This window comes from Acetivibrio cellulolyticus CD2, from assembly GCF_000179595.2.
GTDB classification, from domain to species: domain Bacteria; phylum Bacillota; class Clostridia; order Acetivibrionales; family Acetivibrionaceae; genus Acetivibrio; species Acetivibrio cellulolyticus.
In genome coordinates this window covers 608,682-622,978 of record NZ_JH556658.1, presented here as the reverse complement: position 1 = coordinate 622,978, position 14,297 = coordinate 608,682, and the positions used below count along the sequence as shown (strand labels likewise).

8 protein-coding genes are annotated in these 14,297 nt (G+C 35.6%); all 8 read right to left on the bottom strand.

What is annotated here, in order from left to right; genetic code table 11:
* Positions 1-179: 179 nt before the first annotated feature.
* A complete protein-coding gene (locus ACECE_RS0218530) occupies positions 180-1,442 on the bottom strand; it encodes an adenine nucleotide alpha hydrolase family protein (protein WP_010249947.1) in 1,263 nt (420 codons plus the stop codon).
* A 41-nt stretch (positions 1,443-1,483) separates the two neighbouring features.
* Positions 1,484-5,953 (bottom strand): non-ribosomal peptide synthetase, encoded by a 4,470-nt coding sequence (locus tag ACECE_RS0218525; RefSeq protein WP_162862587.1) that lies wholly within the window; start codon positions 5,951-5,953, stop codon positions 1,484-1,486.
* A gap of 158 nt (positions 5,954-6,111) precedes the next feature.
* Positions 6,112-7,542 (bottom strand): serine hydrolase domain-containing protein, encoded by a 1,431-nt coding sequence (locus ACECE_RS28070; protein ID WP_162862586.1) that lies wholly within the window; start codon positions 7,540-7,542, stop codon positions 6,112-6,114.
* Positions 7,543-7,631: 89 nt separating this feature from the next.
* Positions 7,632-7,793 carry a hypothetical protein gene (locus ACECE_RS32660; RefSeq protein WP_162862585.1) on the bottom strand — a complete coding sequence of 54 codons (162 nt, stop codon included), beginning with the start codon at positions 7,791-7,793 and terminating at the stop codon, positions 7,632-7,634.
* A gap of 380 nt (positions 7,794-8,173) precedes the next feature.
* A complete protein-coding gene (locus tag ACECE_RS0218515; protein ID WP_010249942.1) occupies positions 8,174-9,082 on the bottom strand; it encodes an AraC family transcriptional regulator in 909 nt (302 codons plus the stop codon).
* A gap of 271 nt (positions 9,083-9,353) precedes the next feature.
* Positions 9,354-10,640: an ACP S-malonyltransferase gene (fabD, locus tag ACECE_RS0218510; RefSeq protein WP_010249940.1), complete on the bottom strand. Its 1,287-nt coding sequence runs from the start codon at positions 10,638-10,640 to the stop codon at positions 9,354-9,356.
* Between the two features lie 60 nt (positions 10,641-10,700).
* Positions 10,701-12,155: a glycosyltransferase gene (locus ACECE_RS29595; RefSeq protein WP_010249938.1), complete on the bottom strand. Its 1,455-nt coding sequence runs from the start codon at positions 12,153-12,155 to the stop codon at positions 10,701-10,703.
* Positions 12,156-12,319: 164 nt separating this feature from the next.
* Positions 12,320-14,293, bottom strand: a complete 1,974-nt coding sequence (locus ACECE_RS0218500; RefSeq protein WP_010249936.1) for a glycosyltransferase family 2 protein — start codon at positions 14,291-14,293, stop codon at positions 12,320-12,322.
* Positions 14,294-14,297: the final 4 nt, after the last annotated feature.

The following is a 14,297-nucleotide window of genomic DNA, read 5'->3' as shown; positions in this document are numbered from 1 at the left end:
ACTTATGTCTTATACATAAGCTTATTTGTGCTGTAATTTCATCAACAAGGTTCTGGTTTTTCAGTCAAATCACTAACATATATCCCTCTTAAGTTATCAAAGTCCATTTTACATCTCTTCTAACTTTTTACATCTGATTTTTTAAGTCATTTTGCAAATGCCTATAGAATATTTATCTATTAATAAATTTGTGTAACTTCTCCTTTTGAAGCTATTGCGCCAGTATTTGATCTATCTATTTCTTTAAGGTTAATACCTAAATATTTTGCATATCCTCTCATTTTCAAAACCCTTAACATAAGTTTTTCCAGTGTTTCCTCCCCAAACATCTCAATACTGAGCTTTAAAAGACCCATTATCTTTGATTTATGTTCATCATTTATATTGGTTTCACAAAGCTCATGATCGATAACATAGTAAAGTACTTCCTTGTATTCATCGAGTAAGGTTATCATTTCATTCCGAGTGAGTTGCTTTTTATGCTCCGCTTTTTCAATCTCAAGCTGCTCTATGGTATCGTAATTGTTTCTTAGTCCTGAGGCATAAAGCTTAATGTAAGAATCGCAATCATACCTGCACATGGAGATATAATCAAGAAGATACAAAAGCTCGCAGTTTGTGTTAAGGCTTTTAAACTGCTTGAAGGAAATCCCCATTTCCTCTAAATTCTTAAAACTGTACATAGGATCATATTCAACAAAACACAATGGTGACATGGCAGTAGGATATTTTTCTTTAAGCACTTCTTCTTTGTCAAAATAATATAAACTATTTTTCCATTCTTCTCCCAGTGCATCGTTTATCAGGTCATGAACATTTCCAAATGGCTTAACCCCATTTTTCAGCCTTTGAATTACCTGTTCGCCTTCATTTATTACTCCATATCCACCCTGAGCACTATCCATACCATCTATGACGAGAGGTATACCAAGCTTCATCGCAAGTTTAATGCCAACCCATTTGGTAAAATATCCGCAAATTTGACAGCCAACCCACTCAGTCATACCATATTCATGACCATGCATAAGTGAATATGCCATACCCTTTTTGAACACTTCCTCATCCATATAGAATTTGACTGCCTGAACATTCAATTTTTTCACAATCTGATCCATATTGTTCCTCGCTGCCTCTGTTACAAATGGCTGGATCATGCTGTATGCAAGAACATTCATTTTGTATTTGTTCTTCATTAAATTGAGCACATAAGTACTGTCTTTTCCTCCGCTGAAATAAACCAGCACATCAAATGGCCTTTTCTGCTTTTTCACATTTTCAAATATGTCAAGCATCCTTTTCTCAAGGTAAATAGCATTTTGTTTTGCCATCTCTTCTGTAACATGGCTGCTTATCTGGCAGAAAACACAATTTCCGTCATTCCCTATAGTGACCTCCGGCACCTTTGAGTGCAAAATACATTTTTTGCATATTATCTTTTCCATGATATTCTCCCTAAAGATTTTATTTTTTTGATATGTTGTATCTAAGTTTCAATCTCTGACAAAAGCCCATCAAGCTCATCCTGTGATAAATCTACCAGTTCAAAATCTGTAACTGTATACTCTTTAAATTCTCTTCCGACACAGTGGTCAATTATTCTCTCAAGATTGTCTTTAAACTTTGCTGCAAAACCGGACACGGTATGATTTTCGAATTGATTCTTGCTGTAGGTTATATCTACAATTAATTTCTCCTCCTCCAGCATGGCATTTATATCTAGGAGGGCTGTCATATTATTTCTAAGACCTGAATCCGGACCTGTACAATCCTTTGCTCTATTAAAAAGTTCATCCTTAAAGCCGTCCATTTCCCCTAAGTAATTAAACCTTATATACTTTTCATCCTCAAAATTACATTTCTTTTCAAACCTGTAAAACCCAAATCCCACCCCGTTGTCCGGTATTTGCCTCAATTGATCCTTTATCGACTTTATTTGTGCCGACAGGTCAGAACCTTCTATTTTAAGCTTTACAGGATAAATACTCGTAAACCAACCTGTAGTTCTTGAAATATCAACATTTTCAAGCAGGTCTTCTCTTCCATGGCCTTCCATCACAAAAACTATTTCGTTGTTTTCCGAAATTTCGCATATAGAAAGTCCTAATGCCGCTGCCATAAGTTCTACAGGCTTTGTACCATATGCTTTTTTTGTGTCAAAAATAAGTTTGGAAGTCATACTCTTATCTATGGAAAAACTTAATGTATCGCAAAACAACACAGAATTATTTACAGAAGGCTTGTCCACAGGAAAAGCAAACGTTTTACCTGAAATGTCCATCCAGTACTTTTCACTTTTATCAACCGATGTTTTAAAGTATTTTTCCATGGCAGCATTCCATATCTGTATTGAATCACTCTTTTGTGTAAGGCTTAAACTGTTTTTACTCTGAAGTTTTTTAAACAGTATTGAAAAATCATCCAGCAATATTCTCCATGAAACACCATCAACAGCAATATGATGTGCCGTAAGAAAAACCTTTCTTCCCTTCTCCCCCAATTCAAACAGGCATCCTTTAAGCAAAACCCCTTTTTCTATATTGATGCTGGACTTAATATCTGTACAATGCTTTAGCATCAATGCTTCTTGTTCTTGCTTCCCCAAGGCTGACAGGTTATAATATCCTGCCTCTATTTGTGCACTTTGTTCATCAAAGCAAAACAGTTTGCCGGTATTAAAGTCTATATTGAGTCTTAATGAATCATGGTGTTTTATAAGAACCTCCATTATTTTTTCAAGGTCCTCTTTTGAAAGATCAGCCTTAAAATCAAGCAGAACGGACTGGTTATAATAGTTTTGTTCAGTGAAATTACGTGATAGAAACCACTTGATTATAGGCGAAGGTTCAAAAGTTTTTTCAAGAGATACCGTTTCCTTGCACTTCGAACTTTCTTCAATGCACAATGCCATATCCATAAATACCGGATTTGATAAAATATCTTTCACCCTTAGCAAAAAGCCCTTCTCATTCAATTTACCTGCAAGTTGAATTGCCTTTATGGAGTCTCCTCCCAGGTTAAAGAAATTGTTTTTCATACCAATCTCACTTGCGTTTAGTATTTCTTTTGCGTTATTGATAAGAATTTTTTCCTGCTCTCCTTTTGGAGCTATATACTCCTCCATATCAAGCTCCTTTGCCGTAGGCACAGGCAATAGCTTCAAATTAACTTTTCCGTTTTGAGTGAGAGGTATTTTATCCATAATGAAGAAATGGCGTGGTACCATATATTCCGGCAAGCACCTTGAAAGATGTTTTTTTATTTCGTCCAAATCCGCGCCTTTAGCTACAACAATATATGCGCAAAGGCAAATACTTCCTTTATCATCTTTAGAGCTTGCTACCACGGCTTCTGAAACTGTTTCTATCTCAAGTATCCTGCTTTCAATTTCTCCGGGTTCTATCCTGTAACCGTTGATTTTTAACTGCTGATCGCTTCTTCCTTTATACTCTATTACTCCACCCTCAATAAAACATGCTATGTCACCGGTCTTATACATCCTTTTTCCCGGGATAAACGGGTTGTCTAAAAATTTTTGTGCTGTAAGTTCCGCTTCTTCCAAGTATCCTCTAGCAACCCCATCACCGGATATGTACATCTCTCCTATACTCCCCTCAGGCATAGGATTTAAACATTCATCAAGTATATAAATCTGAACATTATCTGCCGGAATTCCAATTGGCACTGAAGTCCCACAGTCCTTCACAAAGTCATATTTATGTATCATGCAGCCAACTACTGTTTCTGTAGGACCATATTCATTAAATATCTCTATGTTATTGCCAAAGCTCTTATATATGCTTTCTGCCAGACTTACCTTTAAATCCTCGCCCCCCACAATAAACCTTCTTACGGAAGAGTTTCTGTTGTCCAAGTCCTTTATAAGTGACATATGGGACGGAGTTAGCTTTATAACGCTGACCTTATTCTCCCTCATTATTCTATAAAGCACATACTCATCCTTATTATCACTATATACGTGGACTGTACATCCGGAAATAAGCGGCGTAAATACCGAAGTCACCGTAAGGTCAAAAGAAAATGATGAGTAGAGTGCAAAAGAGTCATTTTTATCTTTCACATACATCTTCTTTGCCCACCAAATATAATTTACCAGTCCCCTGTGCGAAATCATGACTCCCTTAGGATTGCCTGTTGAACCCGAGGTATAAATTACGTATGCTAAGTCGGAGGGTTTATTGATATTTTCCCGGTTCAGACCTTCACCACTAAATGCTTCATCTCTTTTTAGGTCTACAATTTCTCCATCGAAATCAAAATTGATATTCTCCATGCAATCTGTAACAATATGCCTGCATTTTGCCTTTTCGAGCATATACGTCCTTCTCTGTCCGGTGTACAAAGGATCTATAGGCAAATACGCTCCCCCTGCCTTGAGTATTCCCAAAATACCTATAACAGCTTCAATTGAATGGTTCACAATTAGGCCTGTAATTGTTTCCCTGGTTATCCCTTTGCTTCTTAAAACCTCTGCAAGCCTGTTTGCTTTTACATTGAGCTCCATATATGTAAGCTTTTCATTCTCACAGATCAGAGCTGTCTTATCCGGTGTATTTTCCACCTGCTCTTCAAATAGCTGGATTACCGTTTTATCCATAGGATATGCGGCATGCTTTGAGTTAAAATTGTTCAGTTGAAAATCTCTTTCTTCATTTGACAGGATTTCAATTCTTTCAGCTTTTACAGAATCATTCTCAAGTACTTGTCCAATCATTTTTTCCAGCGAAAAAAACATGCTGTCAATCTTTCTTTCACTAAAATCCTCAAGCTTATAGTCAAATTCAAGCGCAAGTTTCCCTTCTCCTGACCATTCCTTAATTATGATCTCAAGCGGATACAACTGACTTCCGTTATAAAGTTCGGTAAACTCAACATTTGCGCCGTTCACCTTGTTTTCAAGGGCAGTATTGTAATAATTTACACAAACCTGAAACAATGCATCCCGTGCCGAGATATCCTTAACCAGAAGGTCATACGGATACCGCTGGTTAAAATAAAAGCTTTTAAGCTCTTCGTTTACAGCTTTTATCAGCTCATGTAACTCGATTCCATTCTCTAAATAAAACCTGAATGGCATGCTGCTTGTAAACATCCCAAATATATTTTTTTCTGTTCGACCTGATCTGTTTAAAACCGGTGTACCGATTACTATATCCCTTTTTTGCGCAATCCTGTTAAGATATACCACGACTATCGAAACAAAAAAAGCATTTACCGATACACGGTTATTAGTACAGTACTCCTTTATTTTATATGTAAGAGAGTTATCTATCTGAAAATACTTCCTTTTTCCCCTTATATCCCGTGTAACATTATTAAAGATTGGTTCCGGCAGTTCTTGGAATTTACCATCAAAAAAAGCCTTGTTCTTTAGAAACCTTTCAGAAGCAATGTATGCCCTTTCACTTTCAATAAATTCAATATATGAAGGTTTAATTTCAGGTAATATTTCTTCTTTGTTCAAAAGCATATTATAAACATCAAATACCTGCTTTGACATTATGTTTACTGACCATCCGTCCGAAATAATATGATGCATTTTGATAAAAATTCCCGAATTATTGCTGCCGGTTTTATATATTGCAAAATAGTACAGGTCACTGTTTAAAAGCTCAAAAGGTTTTTCCATCACATCTTGCTGCCACTTTTTCAATGCTTCTTCAGGTTCTTCACAAATACTGAAATCAAAAAAATCGATGTTTTTAAAAATGTACTCGTTTATGTATTGAACCGCTTTCCCACCTTGCTCCATAATACGCAGCCTTATTCCATCATTCTTCTCAATAAATATATTAATTGACTTATTGGCCAGTTCAAAATCTATCTCCCCGTTAAACCTTGAATATCCCCCAATATTATAAATAGGCATCCCGGAATGAAGTTTTTCAACATACCATACTCTTTTCTGTGGATGTGTTAAATTATATGTTTCCAAAAAAACTTCTCCCTCCTTTATTTTACATAAGTATAACCTGTTACCTTTAATGACAATATTATACACGATTTTCATCCATAATTACTTCCTAAACTCTTTATATAAACTTCGTAAAATTTTAGTATTTTTTACATAATAAGACGGGTATCTTAAGATTTTTACACATTCTGCGTAAATTTTGTGATTTTTTGTTTTACAATTTTTTCTACAAAGCATTTAGCAATAAAATATAGCCCATAGCATAGAACGCAAATAGTCAACCAATAAAATCCTGCTGGCATTAAAGAGTTTAATTCCCAACCACCGGAAAACACCCCTGTATAAAACACAAGCCACCACAGAATCACAAATAATTCAAAGACTACGCATTTTATTATTTCAAATGGTAAAATTGTCGAAGGCTTAATTGAAGGTTTTGGTCCAGTCTTATTCTTAAATTTAAATATGAGCATTAAAAGTAATAAAAACAATGTGCATGCAATTGATTTAACTAATGCTCTTAGTGTTATATTTTTTATGTAAAATAAAGGATAGTAACCCGTTTCATACTTTGTCCACATGCATAACAAATCCATATGAAGCTGAGCACCATTGTCGCTATTTGTGAGAATAACAATTCCATCACCTTTATCAGGTAGAAATGCATACTGTGACCGCCATCCCCTGTTTGTACCGCCGTGATATACGAGCTTTGTATTATCAGGAAGCTTTTTTATAATATAACCTAATCCATAGTCATTTTTTATAGGTGTCAGCATTTCTGATAGAGCATCATTATTTAAAATATAATCTGAACTACCTTTCATAATATTTATATTTGCTGCGACAAACTTTGCAAAGTCAGCAGCTGTAGTATATAAACCAGCTGCACATTCTTCAGTAAATACATACTGAGGAAGGCTTCTCCCAAAAGAATCATAAGCTTTTGCAATTTTTGTTTTCATTTGAGGGTTCCATTCAAAATCACTATCATTCATAGAAAGTGGACGCAATACATTTTCTCTTGCAAATTTTGCATAGGGCAAGCCGGTTGTCTCCTCTACAATCAGCTGTGCTAATGTATAACCACCTCCAGAGTATTTATATTTTGTTCCCGGTTTCATTATCAAATGCAGCCCAGATGTTCCTGCTGTAGCTCCGGATAGGGATTCTTCCAAGGTTGGAAGCTTTTCATCAATAGAATATCCTATATACGCTCCTTGAGATAGTCCTGCCGTATGGCTAAGCAACTCTCTTAGCGTTATACTAACATCTCCATATTTCGATTTTGGAATTTTCCATCTTGTAAGATATTTATCTACATTTGCATCCAAATCTAATTTACCATCCGAGACTAGCTTCAATACACTCCAAGCAGATACAGTCTTGGAATTTGAAGCTACTTGAAAGACTGTATTTCTATCAACTTTTGTACCTTTTTCCTTATCTGATAGACCAAATCCCTTAATATAGTCTATTTTGCCATCTTTAATAAATGCTATGGCAGCCCCAGGGATATTATACTCATTCATTAAAGAATTGGTTTTATTGCTGATATTCTCTTCAAGCTCTTTAAAGCTGTTTGTTGAACTAATATCAAGTTTATTCATACCTAAACACAAGTTAAATATAAAAATCAAAACAAATACAATGCAAATTATATAAGTAAACCTAAATTGTTTTTTCATGGTTTTCTCCTTTAAATAATTAGTCCTGACTCCATCTTAATTAAATTATCTGCATGATCGAAATATCTGTCATTATGGACAACAGCTATAATATCCGCCTTTCTTTCCAAGACCTGGAAGCAACCGCTAGCAAGAGGCTTTATGTACTGGAAGAGCTCTAATAAAGAACCCAAATCAAAATTTTTGTATAAAATTACAGCCACCTCTATAATTGTTATTATTATACAGTTTATTTACACGCAAATGTTTCCTAAAGTATTTATACAAACTTCGTAAAACTTTTGTATTTTTTCCCATATTAAGACGATTTATTTTAAGATTTTTTATACATTCTACGAGTATTTTGTGATTTTTTTGTTTTTAGGAAAGGTGAATTGATAAATAATATTTTAGATTTCACAGAATTGATAAAGATTATTGGTTCAAGTTCGAATTATTTCCACATTATAACATTAATTAAATTATTATCTATACATTAACATAGTATAAGATAATAATTTAATTAATAATTTCCTACCATCTACATGTAATTATGATTTGTAGGAAAGTTGAGTTATGAATATAAACTTAACATCCAGCAGTTCTTTTTCCTGTAATCCGATGGAGTTTCCCCTGCATACTTTTTGAACATCCTCGTAAAATGGGTCAAATCATTAAAACCAACCCGTTCCGATACTTCTGAAATCGTAAGCATGGTATCTCTGAGCAGCAGTTGTGCAACTTGAATTCTATGCCTTATCAGAAAGGTCATTACTGAAAAACCAGTCATCTTTGTGAATGCCTGATTCATTGATGTTCTGTTTATATGAAAGATTTTACTTAATTCTAACAAAGTAATCTTTTGCTGGTAGTTTGAAAAAATATACATAACAATATCATCGATATTATTATTATCCGGTAATATTAAAGTATCCTTAGGTGCTGAAGAAAAACTCCTTTCAGTAATCAGCATCAGCTCCAGCAGGTATGACCTGCTGCGGCAAGGCCAACTTCCATCTTTTTGTTCCGTAAGTTCACTGTTAATAAGTTCGATAAGATTTTTAATCCTGCTGGCGGTAGCAAGACTTAAAGCCATATAGCCAAGGTTACTATTGGTTCTATCAGTATATGGATTCAGCCAAGCTGTATCATAACTATCAAACCCTTTAAGACTGTTATCTCTTATATTGGCATAGTTGTACAAGCTGTTTATAATGCTAGGTTGAAAAAACAGACATAATGTTTTTATATTATCTCCCTTTTCAAGAAAAGGATCTTCGTTTTCATTCATACAAAAAATCGATGGAGATGTAAAAGCCAGACGTTTTCCATTAAAACTAACAATACCATTTCCGCTTGTAATAAGCACAAATTTAAAAACATTAGAGTTTTTTAAGTCGCAATGGAACACATTTGAATCTGTGTAAGAAAGATTCATATTGTATCCCGGGTAAAACCTCTGCCCCATTGTAGAAAATTCCATATCTATCGCCTCTTACTGAAAATATAACTTCAGCTATTCCTAAGCTGATAAAAGCTGTAAATGCACAATGTTCACCAAATTCTAAAATACCATAAATAGAATATATTTTACAAGAAAAATTCCACAAATCTGAATCTTTCTTTATACCCTTTATTAAACTTGAGTCTTATGCAACACCTTATCTGCAAGCATTTCCATACAGTCAGGTGTTGCAGACAACTTCTCGCTGTATTTTAAAATCCGCCAAGATATAAAAAACAGCTTTATAAATTTATGCTGTATAGTCAGCACCAAGTTCCAAACCTGTGAAATATTCCTTTGCGTCTGTTTCTTCCAATAGTTGATATACTCTGCTCATTCTTTCTTCGAGAGGAAGCTTTTTAGTCATTAAAACAGATTGTAATGCGTCATATGCTTCCTGAAGGTGACTCATACCCGGCTCTTTACCTTCTTTTTCAAGTGAATTAAGTAGTTCCTGAAGTTTTTTATAAGGCTCAACGACTCCTTTTTGATATTCATCATTATTCCAATTGCTGTTCTTAGTACAAACACATATTGCAAGACACTTCGTAATAAATGACAGTTTTTTATTTGTAAGCTCAGCATTTTTGTCAGAATTGCTTGCACTAAGCTGACTTCCTATATCAAGAATATTCGCTTTGGTTTCACACGGATAAACCGGAATTGATGGTACATTCTTTTTCATAAGGTTTGTCAATACGTTTTTGGGTCCCATCTCAACAGCTTCCAAAACTCCATTATTTTTTAAATACTCCATTGAAAGCTGCCATTGTACTGGCTTTACAATTTGTTGTGAAAGATTTTCAATTATTTCTTCTTTTCCTTTGTATTCCTGAGCTGTTACATTTGAAATTACAGGCCAATTTAATGGATTGTAAGTATATTTCGAAAGCTCTTCTTTTAGCAAAACTGCAGCCGGCTTCATTAATGGACTGTGAAAAGGAGCACTGACTTTCAGCAGAGTATATCTTCCACCCATCTCTTTTAGCTTTTCTCCAACCTTGATAACAATTTCCTTGTGCCCCGAAATAACTATCTGATCAAGCGAGTTGTAGTTTGAAACAACTGCAATTTTTTCACCATTAGATGCAAGTTGGCACTCTTCTTCAATGAATCTTTTATCAATCCCGCTTACAGCTGCCATTGCACCTTCGCCAATACCAACGGCTTCCTGCATAAACCTTCCCCTCTGACGAACAATTCTTAAAGCGTCCTCAAAGTTTATTGCTCCGCTACAGCTCAATGCAGAGAACTCTCCTAAGCTATGTCCTGCCAGGTAATTTGGTGTTATTCCGGTTTCCTCGGTAAATGCCCTAAATACGGCTAGGCTTAGAGTTAAAAGTGCCGGCTGTGTATTAATTGTTTTAGTGAGTTCTTCCATATCACCCTCGAAGCACAATTTTTTTAAGTCAAATTCCAACACCTCATTTGCCTGATTAAAAATTCTGTCTGCAACAGCATATTTGCTGCAAAGTTCTTTCCCCATTCCAATATATTGTGATCCCTGTCCGGGAAATAAAAACGCAATCTTTTTCATATTATTATTCCTCCAATTTAAAAATTTTTATTTTGATATTTCTCACACTTTACTAATTACTTAAATAGCTTCTCCCTTTTCATGATAAAATCTCGGTTTGCTCACCGTAAAAAGGAACTTCTTTTGAGAAGCACCGAACTTTTTAAAATTAACCTTGGCCTGAGAAAGCGAAATCTCATTTGCCCCGTCGGACTTGTCTGGACTTTTCTGCTGTGCTTTATTAAACTGCCAGTAGCATAAAGGACAGACATCGTTTTTCTCCTGTTTTATAGTTTTATACCCACAACACGGACATGTTTTCTTATCATCTGCAATCTCCTCTCTCAAATACGTCCTTGCATAAGCAGGAATAAGTAAACGAGATGGAAGCAAAATGGCATTGAGCAGCTTTGCAAAAATATTGAAGCCGGATGTTCTGCTTTTCCTTTCCATATAATATGACCATTCTGCAATAGCCATAGATGAAACCATAAAACATCTTCCAATCGGAAAAAGTATATAATAAATAACTTTTACCAAATTTGATTTTGCCAGTTTTTCAGGCATATGAAATCTGTCATGCAAGTAAAAATCGTTAATATACTTCAGATATTTATTTACAATCTTCCCCGGAGGAGTGCTTAAAAAACTTTTAGCCAATACGCTTCCAAAGTTACGGTCGCCTGGGACAAAATCCTTCCATGGAGTCATTTTTAAGTATTTGTAATATTCATCACTTAAAGGATGTGTACTTAGGTAAAACCATGGCTTCGTAATTGAACGAAAACTGCTTGTATAGTGAATTATAAAAGGATTATGTAAAGATTCCAGCATTTCCTGATCAAGCGGCTTCCCATCATCAAAGTGCTCCCAGAGTGCCACCTGTTGATTCCACAAGAGAGATAAAGGTACCCACTTGCCACTAAGAACAGCATTTAGTCCATCCTGATCAGCAAAAGGAGCTTTATCGGGATTTTGAATCAAAAAATCACAAATCTTATCGGATATACCATGTTGCCTCCATAAATCCAGATTTATAATGAGAACCCCTGCATTAAAGTATATATCCTTTCTATCCATGGACAAGTTTTCCTTGACCTTTTTACCAAACTCTCCACTGTATTCAACTCCCACATCTTCCACTGCTGCTAAATAGTTCCCGGTGATATCGGTCTCCCAAAGCTTTGCTATATCTCCTTTTACAACAATATCGCAATCGAGGTACAACACTTTTTCTATTGACGAATCCAGCAGCTCAGGCAAAAATATGCGATAATAGGTAGCATAGCTTGCACAAGGACTCTCTGCAAATTTTCTGCAGAATCCTTCATCAACATTAACAAAATTCAGATTGCATCCATACTTTTCTATGCTTTCCTTAAGTAGTTTCCTGTCATTCTCCAACATTCCACCGTCAATCACAATGAATTCAATTCTCTTTTTTTCTGAAGTGTTTTCCAAGAGCGAAACAAATGTAACAGCAAGATGCTGAACATACTGGCTGTCGCTTGCGGAAACAACCTTGATGGTGTCCATTATAATTCTCCTTCCCTGCTATTCCTTAGGAATACTGAAAATATAACTTCGGCTATATTTTCACTCCGGCCTTGTTTGTTCCAAAGAGGCCTAGGTCGCATAGGCGAGCAGTGTAGCGAAGCGTAACGACCAGCCTAGGTGAAAAATCCGAAGTAATATTTCAGTTATTCCTTAACACTTTGAATATATTTAAGGTACTTCCTTGATACTTTCAGAAACCCGGACTCAACTAATTGGTTCACACTTGAAAACTTTTTGGCTGAAGGTGAATAAAATACTATGTCGCCTTCCTCCTTCAGCACCCTGCGGTATTCTTCGTGTTCATTTTTCCCGTAGTAACTATAATCATCAACCATACGGTCCAGCCGATCTTTAAACTCACTGGTAAACTTGTAATGTTTCAGCACTCCGTTTACATCGGCTATGTATGCTTTGTTGCAGTAATGAGGGTCTGTGACCGGCTCCAATTTCTCATCTATAAACATCAACGGATGTTTTATCAGCATATATACGCTTCCTTTCGGATTAAACCTGCTCTTTCTCACGCCACCATAGTAGCACTTCATAGACTTATCCGATAAAACATTGTAATTGCAGTAATTGAGGTTTTGGCTGAAGTAATCACTCTTTTGAATATTTGATATATCATAGTAGCAATACTTCTGAGTCAGTTCCTCTTTTTTATCGGACTCAGACCCTTTTGAAAACATATCCAGCATATAGGAAATCACTGCTGTATAATGATTGCTGTTCAGGTACTCAAGAAATCCTGACATGGGAACACTTTCGGAAGCAGGATAATCAAACAGTTCATCAATATCAACACTAAGACACCAGCTGTTTTTGAAAAGAGCTTCGATGATTGTCCGCCTCATTTCATTCTCATAGTGCTTGTGCAAAAGATCTGTTCTGTAGACAGTAACATCTTCCTGATCCTTCAAAAATTCAAGCAGACCGTCTGTTGATCCATTGTCGACAAACACCATATGTTTAACTCCAAGTGTTCTATAGTGCCGTAAAAACGCTTCAATATATCCCATCCCATTCTTTACAAGACATACAAGACCTAATTCATCCCTTTTAAGAGAAAACGTCTTCTTTCCATAGAGGTAATAAATGTCTTTTAAGAATACAGGGCCTCCTTCATTAGTATCCAATGAGTTAATATATTTTTCGAACCTCAAATCACCTGTTTCTCTTGTCAAAAGAGACAAAAGCCTGTTTTGCATATTGCCCCAGCTAAAGTGATGAACTTTGTGCAGAGCATGTTCTCGTATATATTGAATAACTGATGTATCGCTTGATCCAAAATGGAAAGTCAGTAAATAATCCAGTAATCTCTCTTTTTTTATATACAAAACAGGGTAACATCTTCTTGAGGCATCAAAATGCATGTTTCCAATTGCTGTTCCACCTGTTGCAGCTGCATAAATCGTCCACTTTCCATAATCATAAGCTTTACCTGGAACAACTATAGCTCCCTTTATAATCTCCTTTAAAAATTCATCCTCACTTTTGCATATCACTATCTGAGCCTTTTTCCTTTTTAGCTTTTCAACCTCTTTTTCCTTTACCTGTCCAACAAAAACAAACCGCAATTTCAAGCCGAATTTTTTCGTCCAATATCTCTCCAAAAAAGTATATCTTACTTTGCCATCCACTAGTATACTCAGAATTTCATTACCTTTTCTAAGATCGGCATAAGCCTTAAGTCTTGAAATATCTGCTGGGTGAGGCAATTCATAAACAGCCTTGCAGGTATATTTCTCAAGTTCCCTGCAAATCGTATATTCCGTTCCAAACACCACATCGGCCTTTGATAATACCTGTTTTAAAATTTCAAAATCAAAACCGGCATTTTTAAAAGCTTCAACATGATAATCCATACTAACGGCCAACTTTGTCTTACATGCTTCTCCAAACTTTATCCTTATCGCCGAAATTAAGCTTAAGTTCTCCGGGGTGAGTCGAACATGGATCAAATCGAAATCACCGTCTTTTAAGGATGATAGAGTATCATCTGCAAAAAAAACTTTTCCGGCAAATACATTGAGCCATTGGTAAAAGCCTACTGCATTGGCCACCTCATTATTTACTTTAGTCTCCGGTTCGTTTGTTACAATACCGTATTTGAACATTAGC

Coding starts and splice junctions, on each gene's coding strand:
- ACECE_RS0218530 (WP_010249947.1), bottom strand. CDS start 1,442: ATGGAAAAGATAATATGCAAAAAATGTATTTTGCACTCAAAGGTGCCG.
- ACECE_RS28070 (WP_162862586.1), bottom strand. CDS start 7,542: ATGAATAAACTTGATATTAGTTCAACAAACAGCTTTAAAGAGCTTGAA.
- ACECE_RS0218515 (WP_010249942.1), bottom strand. CDS start 9,082: ATGGAATTTTCTACAATGGGGCAGAGGTTTTACCCGGGATACAATATG.
- fabD (WP_010249940.1), bottom strand. CDS start 10,640: ATGAAAAAGATTGCGTTTTTATTTCCCGGACAGGGATCACAATATATT.
- ACECE_RS29595 (WP_010249938.1), bottom strand. CDS start 12,155: ATGGACACCATCAAGGTTGTTTCCGCAAGCGACAGCCAGTATGTTCAG.
- ACECE_RS0218500 (WP_010249936.1), bottom strand. CDS start 14,293: ATGTTCAAATACGGTATTGTAACAAACGAACCGGAGACTAAAGTAAAT.